Source organism: Agathobacter sp., assembly GCF_977054825.1.
The window spans coordinates 271308-286985 of record NZ_CDRTEH010000001.1 but is presented as its reverse complement, the minus strand read 5'-3'; the positions used below and the strand labels follow the sequence as shown (position 1 = coordinate 286985).

General features: G+C 40.0%; 15 protein-coding genes. 4 read left to right on the top strand and 11 right to left on the bottom strand.

The genetic code is table 11. The features are described from left to right. Positions 1 to 44: 44 nt before the first annotated feature. The 4 genes from ACW6PM_RS01395 to ACW6PM_RS01380 form a co-directional block, all read right to left on the bottom strand. Positions 45 to 440 (bottom strand): hypothetical protein, encoded by a 396-nt coding sequence (locus ACW6PM_RS01395; protein ID WP_456056080.1) that lies wholly within the window; start codon positions 438 to 440, stop codon positions 45 to 47. Positions 441 to 535: 95 nt separating this feature from the next. After that, positions 536 to 1798: an Ig-like domain-containing protein gene (locus ACW6PM_RS01390; protein WP_456055965.1), complete on the bottom strand. Its 1263-nt coding sequence runs from the start codon at positions 1796 to 1798 to the stop codon at positions 536 to 538. 14 nt (positions 1799 to 1812) lie between these two features. Then, a complete protein-coding gene (locus tag ACW6PM_RS01385; protein WP_456055964.1) occupies positions 1813 to 2943 on the bottom strand; it encodes an HlyD family secretion protein in 1131 nt (376 codons plus the stop codon). Between the two features lie 7 nt (positions 2944 to 2950). Then, entirely contained in the window at positions 2951 to 3427 is a 477-nt protein-coding gene (locus ACW6PM_RS01380; RefSeq protein WP_456055963.1) for a hypothetical protein, read from the bottom strand. Positions 3428 to 3945: 518 nt separating this feature from the next. Here ACW6PM_RS01380 and ACW6PM_RS01375 point away from each other — a divergent pair. Together ACW6PM_RS01375 and ACW6PM_RS01370 are read left to right on the top strand one after the other, a co-directional pair. Further along, complete coding sequence (locus tag ACW6PM_RS01375) at positions 3946 to 4683, top strand: LytR/AlgR family response regulator transcription factor (protein WP_117686721.1); 738 nt, start codon at positions 3946 to 3948, stop codon at positions 4681 to 4683. Continuing rightward, positions 4671 to 5927 carry a sensor histidine kinase gene (locus ACW6PM_RS01370; RefSeq protein ID WP_456055962.1) on the top strand — a complete coding sequence of 419 codons (1257 nt, stop codon included), beginning with the start codon at positions 4671 to 4673 and terminating at the stop codon, positions 5925 to 5927. Before ACW6PM_RS01375 ends, ACW6PM_RS01370 begins: the two co-directional genes overlap by 13 nt. Positions 5928 to 6249: 322 nt before the next feature. Here the strand turns inward: ACW6PM_RS01370 and ACW6PM_RS01365 are convergent, their stop codons facing one another. From ACW6PM_RS01365 to ACW6PM_RS01350, 4 genes are all read right to left on the bottom strand, one after another. Then, the gene (locus ACW6PM_RS01365) at positions 6250 to 6438 is read right to left on the bottom strand and encodes a hypothetical protein (RefSeq protein ID WP_055062346.1); all 189 of its coding nucleotides are present in this window, start codon (positions 6436 to 6438) and stop codon (positions 6250 to 6252) included. Between the two features lie 426 nt (positions 6439 to 6864). Then, positions 6865 to 7104, bottom strand: a complete 240-nt coding sequence (locus tag ACW6PM_RS01360) for a ribonuclease HII (protein ID WP_456055961.1) — start codon at positions 7102 to 7104, stop codon at positions 6865 to 6867. An 88-nt stretch (positions 7105 to 7192) separates the two neighbouring features. Continuing rightward, positions 7193 to 8104: a helix-turn-helix domain-containing protein gene (locus ACW6PM_RS01355; RefSeq protein ID WP_456055960.1), complete on the bottom strand. Its 912-nt coding sequence runs from the start codon at positions 8102 to 8104 to the stop codon at positions 7193 to 7195. Positions 8105 to 8121: 17 nt separating this feature from the next. After that, positions 8122 to 9411, bottom strand: coding sequence for a class I SAM-dependent rRNA methyltransferase (locus ACW6PM_RS01350; protein ID WP_456055959.1), 1290 nt, complete (start codon positions 9409 to 9411; stop codon positions 8122 to 8124). A gap of 392 nt (positions 9412 to 9803) precedes the next feature. On the opposite strand from ACW6PM_RS01350, the gene ACW6PM_RS01345 reads away from it, so the two are divergent. Both ACW6PM_RS01345 and ACW6PM_RS01340 read left to right on the top strand, forming a co-directional pair. Beyond that, positions 9804 to 10895 carry a glycosyltransferase gene (locus ACW6PM_RS01345; RefSeq protein WP_456055958.1) on the top strand — a complete coding sequence of 364 codons (1092 nt, stop codon included), beginning with the start codon at positions 9804 to 9806 and terminating at the stop codon, positions 10893 to 10895. A 179-nt stretch (positions 10896 to 11074) separates the two neighbouring features. Then, entirely contained in the window at positions 11075 to 12415 is a 1341-nt protein-coding gene (locus ACW6PM_RS01340; RefSeq protein ID WP_456055957.1) for a butyryl-CoA:acetate CoA-transferase, read from the top strand. A 134-nt stretch (positions 12416 to 12549) separates the two neighbouring features. Here ACW6PM_RS01340 and ACW6PM_RS01335 read toward each other — a convergent pair whose 3' ends face one another. The 3 genes from ACW6PM_RS01335 to ACW6PM_RS01325 form a co-directional block, all read right to left on the bottom strand. Continuing rightward, positions 12550 to 12792: an HPr family phosphocarrier protein gene (locus ACW6PM_RS01335; RefSeq protein WP_456055956.1), complete on the bottom strand. Its 243-nt coding sequence runs from the start codon at positions 12790 to 12792 to the stop codon at positions 12550 to 12552. Positions 12793 to 12819: 27 nt separating this feature from the next. After that, the gene (locus ACW6PM_RS01330) at positions 12820 to 14253 is read right to left on the bottom strand and encodes a four-carbon acid sugar kinase family protein (protein ID WP_456055955.1); all 1434 of its coding nucleotides are present in this window, start codon (positions 14251 to 14253) and stop codon (positions 12820 to 12822) included. A 73-nt stretch (positions 14254 to 14326) separates the two neighbouring features. After that, entirely contained in the window at positions 14327 to 15673 is a 1347-nt protein-coding gene (locus ACW6PM_RS01325) for a GntP family permease (RefSeq protein ID WP_456055954.1), read from the bottom strand. Positions 15674 to 15678: the final 5 nt, after the last annotated feature.

The following is a 15678-nucleotide window of genomic DNA, read 5'->3' as shown; positions in this document are numbered from 1 at the left end:
TTTGTGATATCTCTTATGAGATATCACAAACTAATAATTTTCTTTTAAAATCTAAATTTAGAATCCAGCTTACCATCAATGGTATCTAAACACAATCCTACAATTCCACCAAAACTCAAACAAGAAATTACCATTCCTGCAACTCTATTTAATTTGCCAATTCTGACTCCAATTGCCGAACATACAGTCGTTCCTAATATAGTTGCTGCTTTACCACTTATAGATTTCCAAGTCCGCTTTATAAGAGCTATTACTCCACGGCCTAATAATTCTCCGCATGCACTTGCATATATACCACATAAGGCACATCCTATATCTATTGCCCATGCAATATAGTCTGTACTTACACACCCACCCCCTTCCGTATAACACATTTCCTCTTCATCCATTACAGCATAACTGCTTGGGAGCACCAGTGCTCCATCGTAACATAATTCCATTTTGTTTTCCTCCTGTTCTCTTCTAAACATTATTTTTCTGCCATGTCTGTTTGCAACCGGACATGACTTTATGTAAATCATGATTACATACACCTTTACCAGAACCAGTATCTTCTCTTTACCGCCACATACACAGCTATTCCTGCAATTATGCCGATTCCACCTGCAATCAGTATATATCTGACCGCTGCGTTGCCCTCTCTGATGGGCTTTGCCGTGATCATATACTTTCCTGGTGTGCTTAAATTAAGCCCGCTCATGTCCTCTGTACTCACAAGTTCGTATTTATGCTTTACGTTATTATATAGATACAGATACTTCCCTTTTACATCATCTATGTGCAGTGTCACTTCTCCGCACAGATACTCTCCATCATTGAGATTGAATTTTATGCAGTCTCCTGCCCTTTCGAGTTCTATATCCGTATTAAATTCATTTTTATAATTTACTATCTTCTTTCCGTCTATTATGATGCTGTAGCCGTCTCCGGTCACTTTCATTGCTCTGCCTGCTGTGTACAGTTCATATAGCATCTGTTCACTTATTACAGGTATTTCGGATACATCCGTATTTTCATCAAATATCTGTTCACTTGTATTTTCTGCGTCTGTACTATCTGCTGCCGCAGGTTCAGCCGCAGAACTTTCCGTATCTCTGTTTACGATTACCGAAACAGCGCCCGACAAATCCCCATTTGAAACTATTATCGTAGATGAACCTGTCTGTTTTGCTGTTACCACACCACTGCCCGATACTGCTGCAACTGATGTGTTGGTTGCTTTGTATGAAACCGCCTGCTCTGCCTCTGCCGGAAACACAGATACGCTCAGTTTAAATACCGTTCCCGGCTTCATTACGAGATATTCTTTATTTATATTTATTCCGGTGGTTTTTACTTTTACTGTCAGATTTACCTCTTTTATTATACTTCCGGCAGATACATATATTGTAACATATCCTTTTGAGATACCCTTTACTTCACCTGTTGAAGTCACAGTTGCTATATTTATATCAGATGAACGGAAGGTTATCGTGCTTTCCGTGGCATTCGCCGGAAGTGCTGTAGCTGTAAGGTTTATTGTCTTTCCTACTTCCACTTCTTCCTCATGATCTGATATCTCGATATCCGTTACCGGTATATTCTGTTCCATATCCTGTACGTCTGTTTTGTCTTCCTTGTCCGGTTCCGATGCATTGTCCGGTTCCGGGGTTTCATCCATATCCGGTTCTGCATCATTTGCCATATTGCTTTCTTCCGCTGTCACTTTTGCAGCATATACCGCCATCGGTAAGTACTCCATACCCAAAGCCAGTATAAATATAACAGCAAATATTCTGATTCTGTTTCTTAACTTCATAACCTTATCCCATGTCATTTTCCGGTTTTTATTCCGAGTTTCTCAAGCACATAGTTAAAATATGTGACTTTATCATACTGTATCCTTGCAACCGCCGTCATGCCGTTAGTCACGTTTACCTTGTCTCCCTCACGGCTCAGCACATAATCCTGGTCTAGCACTATCATCACTTTAAACGCCAGGCTTGTTGCTCCATCCTGTCCTTCCTGTGTAGTGACATTGTTGTCTATCCGTGATACGCTTCCGCTTATCGTCCCATAGACATTCTGTGACAGACCGTCCATAACCACCTGCACTCTGTCTCCCTCATGCATTCTGGCCATATCAGATGTGGAAACATATGCTTCGAGATATCTCTGCGAATTTTCCGGTGTGATCGTTGCCACAGTTGTCGTTGTCTGTACAACCATTCCGCTCTTATAATTGCCCAGCATGTGAAGCACGCCTGATGCTGTTGCCTTTACTTCATAGGAATCCTGTCCTCCCGATACTGCCACAAGCTGCGCATCAATTGATTTAATCTGCTGGTTCGCCTCTGCGATCTTGGCTTCTGCCGACTGTATTGCAGAATAATAGACTTCGTCTATTTTCCCCTGATTTGTCTCAAGCTGTGCCTGAATCTGCTCATCAGTATATCCATATGCCTGATACGTTGACACATCAACCTTATTCTGTTCCACCTGTGATTTGTAGGTTTCAAAAAGGCTCCAGTACAGACCGTCATCCGCTTTTGTTTCGTCAAAATAATTGGTATCGTCTTTTATTGATTTTATAAGAAGACTATACTGTGATATCTGTTCTTCATATGATTTTCTGTTGTCTTCAAGCTGTGTCTGCTGCAGATCATAATCAGTGCTTTTAATTGTAAAAAGCACATCCCCGGCTTCCACAAGTGCGCCCTCTTCCATGTTGCTGTCAAGAATCTCACCCGTATAGCTGCACATGACGTAATTTGACTCATCATTCGTCACAGTTCCCTGTGCCTGTATGGTATACACCTTTGGTGTTTTTATACTCCATACTACTGCCACAATAAGGAAAACGGCTACAACTGTTATAAGTATGTAGCCGAATGCCGGTGGATTCTTATCAAACAGTATTCTCGATTCCCTTATTTCATCTAAACTCTTAACTCTTCTGCTCATAACGCTTTTATCCCTTTACAGGCATGAATACATCTGCAACCATTGTCTCTTCTTCTTCGTTTCTGTCCACGTAGATTGTATAATTGCAGCCATCCAGCTCAATATCATTCTCAAATGCATACACCCCAAGCTTATCGTAAGCGAACTTCAGCTTATCATCCGGTCCGTTATATCTGGCATACAGACAGTTTTTTACACGCAGCAGAGACTCCATCCTATATGGCTGCTCTACGTTGTGGATAAAGTTGTTCGCCTGGAGCATAAACTGCATATTGATATCAGGCTCATTATTTTCATCCAGCTCAACCTTTGAATATTGAATTAACGGTCCGATCTGGTTTGCTCCATGCGTCTGTATGTATGTACTTATTTTGTTAATTTCAGAATCAAAAAGATTTTGATCATCTGATTCAAGGTCAAGCCTGCGGACTATGACGTTTTGGAGTTTCAGTGTTTTGTTTTCATAAATATTTATGCTATTCATATAACCTCTACCATTGCATTTTAATAAATTTGTGCAGATGATTTTAATGTCACCTACATAAACATGAATAATGAAGTTTATTTTTGTGTTATCCCTGTATTTAATATTCCAACCAGCCACAATAAACCAATAACTGCGGTAATAAATATCAAACCAATGTTCCGTCATAGCACATATCCATAACGTTTACCTCACTTTCTTTTTTAATCTGTTTGTAGTATTGCTATCAGAAATATTTGCAACCATTCCTGACTCTATGTATAAGCTGTTACCTACAAAATCACTACCTACTATACTAAATATTCTTTCCCATTTAAATTATAATTACCCATTTCTTATCTCTTATTAAAAAATTTCCATATCCACTGTACCAGATTTTCCAATCCATACGTAACCATTATGTTTCGCCTCCTTTGTAACAATCTTATTATTCACCAAGGGATTGTCTACAAGCAACAGATATGTTATTATCGGTTTGAAATTGTTATTAACGGTCATAATTATAAAAGAGGAACACTATGAGCCCTACAAAATATGCTATTGCCATTTGTGATGATGAAAAATACTGGCAGAATCAAATTCTTAATTGTTGTAAACTTTTGGAGAACGATATAAATTTTAATTTTGAATACCATATATTTTCATCTGGCGAAGATGTACTTAAATACCAGAGCAATATTGATATTTTGTTACTAGACGAAGAATTGCCAGGCACTTCCGGACAGTCAGTTAAAGAACAGTTTGAAGCTTCAAACAAAAATACCATTATTATTTTTATTACCAGTCATAACGAAATAGTCTACGATTCTTTTGGTAAAAATGTATACGGATTTATCACAAAACCTATCAATCAAACGAATTTCAACAAGACTCTAAAGAAAACTATAAATAAAACAATAGCTGCAAAATATCTGACTCTTCCGGACTCAATTAATGATAATATCACTCTTTCATATCGTGATATTACCTATATGAAGGCAAATGGCAGCTATACCACAATTTATATGAGTGACTCAACCAGTCATCTTATCAGAAAAGGACTGAATGATCTGGAAAAAATCATTACAAACGATACCCTTATAAGAGTACATAAATCATATATCGTAAACTCATATTACATAAAAAAGTTAAATTCTGATGAACTTATTCTTACTACCGATACTACTGTTCCACTTGCGCGAAGACGTAAGAAACAGGTTCAGACTAAGATCGCACAAAATATTTATGAAAAGGCAGAGAGCATATGGAACAATTGAACACCGTAATTTTCGATATCGTAATAGAATTTTTACTTATTTTTTTATTGTACTCAGATACAATAAAAACCTCATTATATAAATTTTATACATGTGCTGTTATTTTCTTTTTCTCGGTTGTATTACTATACGTTCTACCAAATATGGCTTCTCCACTTATTGATTTTTTTCTTGAAATGCTGTTAGTATTTATCTTATTAACAGACAAATGGTACAATAAAATCGTTTCATTTGTCCTTGTATATATTTTGGATTCATTACTCTATCAGGCTCTTTCTCTTATTTGCGATTTAATCTTAGGTTTTCCAATATTTGTTGGCATGAATACGGTTAAAGAAAAAAATATAATAAAAACCATAGTAATCCTGATACTGGCAATTGCTCTTTTTATAAAAATCAGGAAAAAATACCACTTTTCCTTATCTTTAAAAAATAAAATTTTTATATGCGGATATACAGGTACTATATGTATTATATTATCAATTTCACAGCTATACCAGAATCTGATTAATAGTTACTTTTTGTATTCATTTGCCTTACTGTGCATTGTATCATCAGTAATTATACTAGCTTACATTATCTCTTTATCCGAAAGAAATATAAATTATGAAAATCTACAGAAACAAACTCAGTATGTAAATATTTTAAAGCATTATTATAACGAAACCAAAGAGAAAAACTTAGAAATTCGCAAACTAAAACACGATATCAAAAATCAAGTTAATGTTTTATCCCAGTTACTGGAATCCGAAAACTATAAAGAAGCATTAAACTATATCGATTCTCTTAAAAAACACACTTTAAATAAAACGCCTTCCATAATTGATACTGGAAATGTTCTTGTAAATGCTATTATTATGCAAAAGCAGGCAGAATATCCTGACATAAAAATCATATCTAAGGGGGCTATAAGAAACAATCTCACCGTTAACGACTATGATTTATGCAGTATATTGAACAATCTTCTGGATAACGCTCTTGAATACAGTGCCAAGAATAATTTTAGTACCATCTGGTTAAACATATATCTGGAAGCTTCTGTTTTGCTTATAGACGTTGTTAATAATATATCCGCACCTATAGATATCAGTAAATTTTCTTCAACCACAAAAGCTGATAATATAAATCACGGATTTGGATTAGCAATTGTTAAAGAAACGGTTCATTATTACAATGGTTCACTTAAATATGAACTCTCTGAATCACACATAACTGCTAAAGTTCGGTTGTTTACTGTGGCATAAATCCCCATTATGGCTGAGGCAGAGGTATAGACCACAGCATAAAAGAGGAATAACTCCAACATACAACTAAAGGCGACAAATTGCCAACAACTTGTTGACGATTTGCCGCCTCTTATTTTCTTACCACTTTATAACACTGTGATACGATATTTTGCGATTCTTTACGAGGTTTCTTCCGGGCGGGTCTTTATATTCTCTTTTTTCAGCAAAGCCTCTATTTCAAACCTGCAGCTATTTCGCCAGGTAATCCCCAGTACTTAGTGGCAAGCCGCCACTAACCGGGCAATGGTTGCACCCTTGTAGCCCACATATAAACCAATAATCATACTCTTGATCCTTCAACCTGCTTCTTGGATACTCTGTATTTCTTATTTAATTCTGAAATTGCATCTGTAGCAGAAACTTTTTTGGTTAAGACATTTCTTACTCTTTGACGACATTCTGCATCAAATGGCATGCTTTCCATTTTGAAGCTGGATTCAATACTGCTTACTCTTCTATCAACTGTCATACGCGTATCCTTTCCCCTTTCACAGAAAGGTATTTGTTCTTCTATAGTATATCACAAAACGCTACATCTATTATACTACAAATTTCCGTATTATGAAAAGCGAACACATAACCTTCTCTGGTGTCATTGTCATTCCAATTTACCACCCATTACATTTCAGGTGCTTGCCACTCAGACTTACCATTTTTCTTACCACTTTATAACACTGTGATACGGTATTTTGCGATGCTTTACGAGGTTTCTTCCGGGCGGGTCTTTGTATTCTCTTTTTTCGGCAAAGCAGGTATTGGTAATCCATGAAAAATCTATAAACAGTATAACACAAAATAAAAGTGATATGGTGAACTGATTGAATAATAAGGAGATTTCAAAAAGGGCTGGAAGATAAAACATCCAGCCCTTTATAATGAAATATTTACAGACAAATCAGCAATCCCCGGCATAATACGAAACAATGTTCATATAATCCGTTGGATTCGGGATTTCTAAAATAATCCTCAGACACTTTTTGTTTTGGAAATACTGCCGCCACAAACTGTCCTGTATCTTTTCTTCCCCATTAATGTTTTGTTTTTTACCGTTCTGGCAGAGCATATATACTTTGCCAGCACAGGCATTGACAGTATCTAAAAAATTTTCCATGTTCAAAATATTCAGTTTTACCATCTTGTGCTCACCTCCTGTAAATTACTTATTTTCTTTACAGGTATCATTATAATGCAAAAAACATAGAAAAAATATTTTTTTTCTGCCATTACATATCACTATTCTGCCATTTTTTTCTATATTCTATAGGTGAACAATGTGCGTATTCCCGAAAAACCTTTCCAAAATAACTGCTGCTCCCTAAACCGCACTCATGGCTGATAACAGTAACAGCTTCCTGCCCCTTTGCCAACATCTGACAGGCAACTTGCAGACGGTAAGTTGTTATATACTCTACGGGTGTCATGTGCAGACAGTCATGGAACACTCTATAACACTCCCTTTCGCTTAAATATGCTGCCGCAGCAAGTTCCGGAATAGATATTTTTTCTCTGTAATGTTCATGAATGTATATCATCAGCAGCTTTATTTTATCGTTGCTTTTGTTATATTCCCCTTTTTTTTCACGCATAGGACGGGATATTTCAAAAAGCATGAGCCATATTTCCGTTAGGACTTCCCGCAGTTTTATTTCATATCCAAATTCATCACTGGATAAACGAAATGAGGCAGCAAGCAGTTTCAAAATTCTTTCATCTTCTACATTGCCCGGGAAAAGTGGGATTACCTCAATCTGCGGGGCTGTTATGACAGGCGCAATATATTTTTGTTCAATCCTACTCCCCGGTTCTCCGGCAAGTAGAGAAAAATCGAAAATATGAAGCAGCTGTACATTCTTTTCACTCTGCGATATTGCTTTTGTCATATGAAGTACATTGGAATTTATCATGCCACCGCTTCCAGCCGGAAACAATATTTTTCCTCCCGGCGTATCATATTCAATGCTGCCGCTTTCCATATAAAAAAGCTCCACTGTCCTGTGCCAGTGCCACGGTACATAGCCCCCTATATACTTGTCAAGTTCTGCCCTCGAGGCGATATAGGGAAAATCTTTTTCAAAACCGGGAAGCAATTCTTCCTTGCTTCCAGTATAAAATTCAATGCTATGGATATTTTTCATGTCTATTCACTGCTTTTCTACTTTTCATCGACGACCTGGAAGATGAAGAATTTAAGATAATACGACTCCGGTACATTAGCTGAATTGGCCCACAATATCGGATGATCCGGTCCCTGCGTGCGGAACTCCACCTGACGCAGCCTCTTGTGAGTGGCCTTTGCTGCTTCCTTGACCGTTTTGGCAAGAAGCTCCTGTGTCATGAAATGAGAGCATGAACAGGTCGCCAGAAATCCACCATCCTTAACAAGCTTAAGTCCCTTCATGTTAATCTCGCGGTAGCCCTTTATGGCATTTTTGGTGGCCTCACGCGACTTTGTAAATGCCGGAGGGTCCAGAATGACTACATCATATTTCTCACCCTCGGCAGCGAGCCGTGGCAGCTCATCCAGCACATTTGCCACGCGAAACTTCACTGTGTCTGAGAGATTATTTCTCTTCGCATTTTCTGTGGCCTGCTTAACCGCATACTCTGATATATCAAGTCCTGTGACCTCACTTGCCCCCGCAATTCCCGCATTGAGGGCAAATGTGCCCATGTGCGTGAAGCAGTCGAGCACTCTTTTTCCCTTGCAGATGCGCTGCATAGCAAGCCTGTTATACTTCTGGTCTAAGAAAAAGCCTGTTTTCTGTCCATTTTCCACATCGACCATATAGTGAACTGCGTTTTCTACGATTTCCACATTTGTGTCAAACTCTGCGCCTATAAAGCCTTTTACCTTAGGAAGACCTTCTTTTTTGCGCTCATTTGCATCACTGCGCTCGTATACTCCACGGATATTTATTCCGTCCGCCGCCAGTACTTCCTTTAACAGTTCAACTATTTTCACCTTAAACTGCTCCATACCAAGTGCAAGACACTCCACCACAAGCACATCAGCGTACTTGTCCACTGTAATACCCGGCAGGAAATCAGCCTCGCCAAATATCACACGACAGCAGTTTAAATCAGGCCTGTCGGTTGTACCAATGCCTGCCGCACAAGCCTCATCTGCTGCAGCCACATTATCATTGCCACCCACCATCACCTGCTTGCGGTAATCCCAGGCATTTTGCACTCTCATCCTGAGAAAATTGTCATCAATCAGCTGGTCTGCTTTTCTCGTCATCATTCTGATACGGATTTTTGAATTCTGGTTTATGAAGCCGCGCCCCATCGGATATCCGTCAAAATCGTGCACCACAACAATATCTCCGTTTGTAAAGGTGCCTGTGATTGTGTCTATTTCATTATCAAAAATCCATGCGCCGCCTGCTTTTATAGTGCGTCCTTCGCCTTTTTTCAGTGTTACAATTGTATGATTTTCCATGTTTGTTCCTCTTCTAATTTACTTCGTTATTCCTTGCTAAAATCTGATTATATAGTTTATCTCCCGACATTTCATTTCAATTATATGAAATCCCGGCAATATTTACAATACACAAATATTTCTGCAAAACATGCCGATATATATTATAATATAATCATAACTATTCAGAACCACTGAGAACAAAAAAAGCTGATGCGTCATGCTTGCATGTAAGCAGCAGATTTTCTTGTTCTCAAGGTGGCTCGAATAGAGCCACCCCCACACATATGAGCAAAATTAGTTGCGTAGCAACGAGAAAGCACGAGTATCGTGCGTTTTTGCGAATGTGTGTGGGATGATTCTGAATAGTTACAAAAACAATTATAACATCCGACCGGTAAATGGAGATAAATATGATTACAATTAGCTTATGTATGATAGTAAAAAATGAAGAAGAGGTGCTCGAACGATGCCTGAACAGTCTCAAAGGGCTGATGGATGAAATCATCATAGTGGACACCGGCTCGACGGACAGCACAAAGGAGATAGCTGCTCGGTATACGGACAAAATCTATGATTTCTCATGGTGCGACGATTTTGCTGCTGCCAGGAATTTTTCGTTTTCCAAGGCTACGCAGGAATACATATATGCACCTGATGCCGACGAGGTGCTCGACGATACCAACCGCAGGCGTTTCATGATGCTTAAGGCTGCGCTGCTGCCGGAGATTGAGATTGTCCAGATGAAATACATCACTCCGAGCAAATTCAACACAGTACAAAATTCATCCTCAGAGTACCGCCCGAAGCTGTTCAAGAGGCTTCGCACGTTTACATGGATTAATCCGGTGCACGAGACTGTGCGCTTAGAGCCTGTGGTCTATGACAGCGATATCTGTATACAGCATCTGCCGCAGGGCACTCACGGCAAGCGTGATTTCACCATATTTAAGCGTTCCTTTGAAAAAAACGGCACCCTTCCAAAAAGTATAGCGACTATGTATGCCAAGGAGCTTTTAAAATGCGGAAGCTCCGAGGATTTTACCAATGCGCTGCCATATTTCCAGGGCGAGTACCGCAACAGCCCCGACATCGAATCGACCTGCGTGCTATCCCGCTACTATCGCATGAATGGAGACTATGACAAGTTCTTTTCTGTTGCTCTCAAGAATGTGGCAGTTGATGGCTGCAGTGAGGTGTGCTGTGAGCTCGGTGCATACTATTTCGACAAGGCAGACTATGAGGAGGCAAGCCTGTGGTATTACAACGCTGCCTTCGAGACAAAGCCTGTACTTGATGTGGAGTGCGGCGGTGGCAAGGCGCTTCATGCCCTGTCTGAGTGCTACTCAAAATGGGCGGATGAGAAGCAGAAAAAGCTTGATTCGCTTCCTCCTAAATCAAGGAATGTATTTAAAGGCGATAAGGAGCTGATTGATTCACTGCGCAGCCAGGCCGCCGATTACCAGAAGCAGGCTGAGGAATGGATGCTTCCGGAGGGTGACTAGCACAAGCTTTCCCAGCTAAAAATATCTACCGGCATTTACCAACTGTCATTAAAAGTCGCTACCAGCATTTACCAACTTGTAAAATCCTCTCTAAAGTGATAATATAGAGATTATAGAGTTTGTTATTTTTTTAACGTAGCAGTTTGCTACTATCATTTTAGGTATCTAAGGAGGATTTTATGAGCTTTTTAGAAGAGTACAAGCAGAAACTTGTCTCAGCAGATGAGGCAGTAAAGATTGTCAAATCAGGCGACTGGGTTGACTACGGCTGGTGCACAGGCACACCTGATGCCCTCGACAAGGCACTTGCCAGAAGAACTGATGAACTTAAGGATGTCAATGTACGTGGTGGTATTTTGCTTAAGCCACTTGCCATTTTCGAGCGTGAGGATGCCGGCGAGCATTTCACATGGAACTCATGGCATATGGGCGGTTATGAAAGAAAGCTTATCAAGAGAGGCTGTTCTTTCTACTCACCAATCCGTTACTCAGAGCTTCCTCGTTATTATAGAGATTCAACAACACCTGACGATGTCGCTATGTTCCAGGTTGCACCGATGGATTCACACGGTTACTTCAACTTTGGTCCTAACGCATCTCACCTCGGTGCTGTATGTGAGACTTCAAAGAAAATCATCGTTGAGGTCAATGAAAACATGCCTCGCTGTCACGGCGGTTCAGAGGCCAATGTACATATTTCACAGGTTTCTTACATTGTTGAGGGTGACAACCCTGCAATCGGAGAGCTTGGTGCCGGTGGTCCTGCAACAGATGTAGACAAGAAAGTTGCAGAGCTTATCGTTGACCAGATTCCAAACGGTGCCTGTCTCCAGCTCGGTATAGGCGGAATGCCAAACGCAGTAGGCTCGCTCATCGCTGAGTCAGACCTCAAGGATCTCGGTGTCCACACAGAGATGTACGTTGACGCATTTGTTGACATCGCAAAGGCCGGAAAAATCACAGGAGCAAAGAAAAACATCGACCGTTATCGTCAGGCTTACGGCTTCGGTGCCGGAACCAAGAAGATGTACGACTACCTCGATGAGAATCCTGAGCTTATGAGCGCCCCGGTAAGCTACACAAATGACATCAAGAACATTGCCGCACTCGACAATTTCATCTCAATCAATAACTGCGTAGACCTTGACCTCTTCGGACAGATCAGCTCAGAGACCTCAGGCACAAAGCATATCAGCGGTGCCGGCGGACAGCTTGATTTCGTTCTCGGTGCTTATATGTCAAATGGTGGAAAGAGCTTTATCTGCTGCTCTTCAACCTTCACCGACAAGCAGGGCGTAGTTCACTCACGTATCCGTCCTACTCTCGTAGAGGGTTCTGTCGTTACTGACACAAGAGCCAACACACACTATATCGTTACAGAGTATGGTATGGTAAATGTAAAGGGTCTTTCTACATGGCAGAAGGCAGAGGCAATCATCTCAATTGCTCATCCTGATTTCCGTGATGAGCTCATCAAAGAAGCAGAGAAGATGAACATTTGGAGAAGATCCAACAGATAATTAACTTTGAATATAATTTTCATAATAAAAGCGGTTTCAGGACGAAATGTCCTGAAACCGCTTTTGTGATTTATATCTGATTCCCACACAAATGAATTTGCATATAATTTTCACTTTGTTTTATAATCTACCTGTTATTCTATCGAATAATCACTGATATAGTCTTTGATAGGCTCTATTTCAGCTTCATTATCTGTGTGTACTGTAATGTTTATCGGTTCTAGAAGGCTTAGGCTGAACATACCCATTATAGACTTTCCATCAATAACATAACGTCCCTGCTGCAGATCCACGTCACATTCCAGTTCGTTCATTGCCCTGTTAAAGCATTTTATAGCCTCCATATCATTGCACAGTTTGACTTGTCCTGTAATCATGCGTTTTCTCCTTAAATCATTCGTTAATTATTTCGCATTAAGCACTTCCACAGCTTCCCTTAATGTGGTCACCTCGCCCACATTTCCCGGGAAAATGACATATGGAGTCTGTGGAAATCTGCTCTCGCTGCCGGTCTGCCATACCGGAATGCCCGGTTTAATCTGTCCCATAACGTTTGCACATTTTACCTTGAGTGCCTTTGTTCCGACATCACTTGAGGTGATGCCTCCCTTTGCGATGACAAATGCCGGTGTAATGCTAAGATCTCCAACCAATCTCTGTACTCCGTCACTGATCTTCACACTTCTTATAAGAGCACTTTCCTTTGTATCATTTTCCACTGTAAGCAGCTTTCTCTCGGTAAAACATACTGCAGTCTTTCCGCTTGCAATGATTTTTTCTTCTTCTGCAACACATCTTTTTACCTCATTGTAAAATGCTTCATCTCCATCGAGCACAAGACTTGACTTGAACTCAACCGGAACAACATTCTCAAGCTTTAATAATTCCTCAAGCTGTGCTGTGGTCTTGGCTGTATGGCTTCCTACCACAACTATTCCACCGTTATCAGTCTCTTTTACTACCATTTCTTTTCTGGTAAGAAGAGGGATATCCGTAACACCGCCTACAACCTTTACGAAGCCTGCTGCTGTTCTGAACATAAAGCTCTTGCCTGCTGCCATGGCTCTGTAAAGAGCTACGCAGAATGCCTTGACATCACAATAATCTATAGCATTTACGCATACCTTGTTAAAGTCCTTCACATTTGTAAGCTGCTCTGTGATTTTGTCAATATTTAATGCACGAAGGTCTTCAAGTGCTATGCAGGTTACATTTTCTGCCTTATAATCTCCCTTTGTCTTTTCCTCGACATACTCAGGAATAGATGAATGTGTGTATCCAAATGTCTTATCCTTAGCAAACTCTGTCTGCGCTGCCGGAACAAGCTCATCACCGTATTTTACATAATGTGTGTTATCGATGGTAAATCTGCCGCCCTCTTTGAAAAACGGGAATAATACCTCGCCATCCACGGTCTTGCCGCTCTTCTCCACGCCTTCTTTTAAAAGCTCTGTCTCAAGAGGATAGTGACCTCTTAGTGTAGAGTCACTTCTTGAGATAAACTGATAATTTTTACCTGTCTCTGCGGCTGCCTGAGCTACAGCGTCGATTATCTCATGGTGAATCTTTGTTGTCTCAGCCTCTGTCATACCGCGACTGTTTGTAAGGATGTAGAATACCTTATTATCATCCATGAATCCTTTTTTCATTGATTCTACTGTCCAGTCCGTGTATACACTTATATCGTGTACTGTCTGGACTCCTGTCGGATCATCATCAAGTACAACAAACTTTGTATCATTGTTCTCTATCTCTTTTTTAAGAAGCTCATCGAGCTTTGTCTCATCCGGTTTATTATATTTCTCAAATACATCTATAGAAATTGTCTTCTCAGCCATAATTGTTCTCCTTTGTCTATTCGCAAAATATCAAGTTATTTATATTGCCTGCCTCATAGAGGCATTTTTTAATTTACAGGAATGGCAGTGGAACTACACCATTTATCACCGAAAGAAGCATAACTACCGCAAATACCACGCAGCTTGCTATCGTTCCACCTATTGTCCAGCTCTTTATCGTGTCTGATACAGAAATTCCTGCAAATCTCGAGATTACCCAGAATCCTGAATCGTTTGGAAGTGAAAATCCTATTCCACCTGCGCAGATTGCAAGGCCTACAAGGATAGGTGATGCACCTGATGCTGCGATTGCACTTCCGAGGATTGACGATGTAGTTACAAGAGCTACTGTTGTAGAGCCCTGTGATACACGAAGCAGTGCGCTCAGTACAAATCCTAATACGATAGGTGAAATGTTCATGCTTCCCATAGCGTTTACGAGATAATCGCCTATTCCGCTTGTGCTGAGTACATTACCAAATGCTCCACCGGCTCCTGTGATAAGGAGAATAAGTCCTGCCGAATCAGCCGCCTCAGTTACAACAGTATTGAAATCTTTTTCAATGTAATTGTGTAAAAATGCATATGCAAATACACATCCGAGGAATAAAGCGATATCTTTTTCACCGATAAATGAAACAATATTGTATGCTAATGTTCCTTCTGCAACTATTGATGTTACTACGTTTGCAAGTAAAATCAGTACGATTGGGAAGAGAAGTACAAGCATTGAGCGTCCGAAGGTAGGGATTTTCTTTACCGTACTGATGTTTTCAAGATCTTCCTCTGTTGTCTGATATACAGGATATCTGTTAAATCTCTTTCCATAGAGCCATCCACCGGCGATGATTGCTGCAAGTCCTGCTATAATCGAATAGAAAAGGAAACCTGCTATATCAGCATCCACATTTGCAGCTACTGCGAGTGGTCCCGGTGTAGGAATTACGATGGCATGTCCTACTATCGTTCCAACTCCAAGCGCACAGACAAATACCATAATGCTCTTTTTGGTTGCTCTTGCAACATATTTTACTATTGGCATCATTATAATAAATGCTGCATCTAAGAATACCGGAATAGAGATCAGAAAGCCTGCTGTTGTGACTGCAAGTGCTGCATTTTTATTTCCTGTTTTCTTTAACAAGCCTTTCGCTATAGCCTCCGTTGCCCCTGCCTCAGAAAGAATATTTCCAAAAATGATACCAAGTCCTATAACGATACCAATGCTCTTTAGTGTATTGCCAAATCCTGCACATATTGTGTTGGCAATGTCATTAATTGGCATCTTTACGAGAAATCCAGTCACAATACTGGTAAAAAGCATTGCTATAAATGGATTTACCTTAAATTTGATGATAGATACCAGCAAGATGACTACACTTATTATAAATGCTATTAATAATGGATAACCTGTCAGCATATCTG

Excerpts from the sequence above, each read along its gene's own strand:
- ACW6PM_RS01395 (WP_456056080.1), bottom strand. The coding sequence starts at position 440 with ATGGAATTATGTTACGATGGAGCACTGGTGCTCCCAAGCAGTTATGCT.
- ACW6PM_RS01390 (WP_456055965.1), bottom strand. The coding sequence starts at position 1,798 with ATGAAGTTAAGAAACAGAATCAGAATATTTGCTGTTATATTTATACTG.
- ACW6PM_RS01385 (WP_456055964.1), bottom strand. The coding sequence starts at position 2,943 with ATGAGCAGAAGAGTTAAGAGTTTAGATGAAATAAGGGAATCGAGAATA.
- ACW6PM_RS01380 (WP_456055963.1), bottom strand. The coding sequence starts at position 3,427 with ATGAATAGCATAAATATTTATGAAAACAAAACACTGAAACTCCAAAAC.
- ACW6PM_RS01375 (WP_117686721.1), top strand. The coding sequence starts at position 3,946 with ATGAGCCCTACAAAATATGCTATTGCCATTTGTGATGATGAAAAATAC.
- ACW6PM_RS01370 (WP_456055962.1), top strand. The coding sequence starts at position 4,671 with ATGGAACAATTGAACACCGTAATTTTCGATATCGTAATAGAATTTTTA.
- ACW6PM_RS01365 (WP_055062346.1), bottom strand. The coding sequence starts at position 6,438 with ATGACAGTTGATAGAAGAGTAAGCAGTATTGAATCCAGCTTCAAAATG.
- ACW6PM_RS01360 (WP_456055961.1), bottom strand. The coding sequence starts at position 7,104 with ATGGTAAAACTGAATATTTTGAACATGGAAAATTTTTTAGATACTGTC.
- ACW6PM_RS01355 (WP_456055960.1), bottom strand. The coding sequence starts at position 8,104 with ATGAAAAATATCCATAGCATTGAATTTTATACTGGAAGCAAGGAAGAA.
- ACW6PM_RS01350 (WP_456055959.1), bottom strand. The coding sequence starts at position 9,411 with ATGGAAAATCATACAATTGTAACACTGAAAAAAGGCGAAGGACGCACT.
- ACW6PM_RS01345 (WP_456055958.1), top strand. The coding sequence starts at position 9,804 with ATGATTACAATTAGCTTATGTATGATAGTAAAAAATGAAGAAGAGGTG.
- ACW6PM_RS01340 (WP_456055957.1), top strand. The coding sequence starts at position 11,075 with ATGAGCTTTTTAGAAGAGTACAAGCAGAAACTTGTCTCAGCAGATGAG.
- ACW6PM_RS01335 (WP_456055956.1), bottom strand. The coding sequence starts at position 12,792 with ATGATTACAGGACAAGTCAAACTGTGCAATGATATGGAGGCTATAAAA.
- ACW6PM_RS01330 (WP_456055955.1), bottom strand. The coding sequence starts at position 14,253 with ATGGCTGAGAAGACAATTTCTATAGATGTATTTGAGAAATATAATAAA.
- ACW6PM_RS01325 (WP_456055954.1), bottom strand. The coding sequence starts at position 15,673 with ATGCTGACAGGTTATCCATTATTAATAGCATTTATAATAAGTGTAGTC.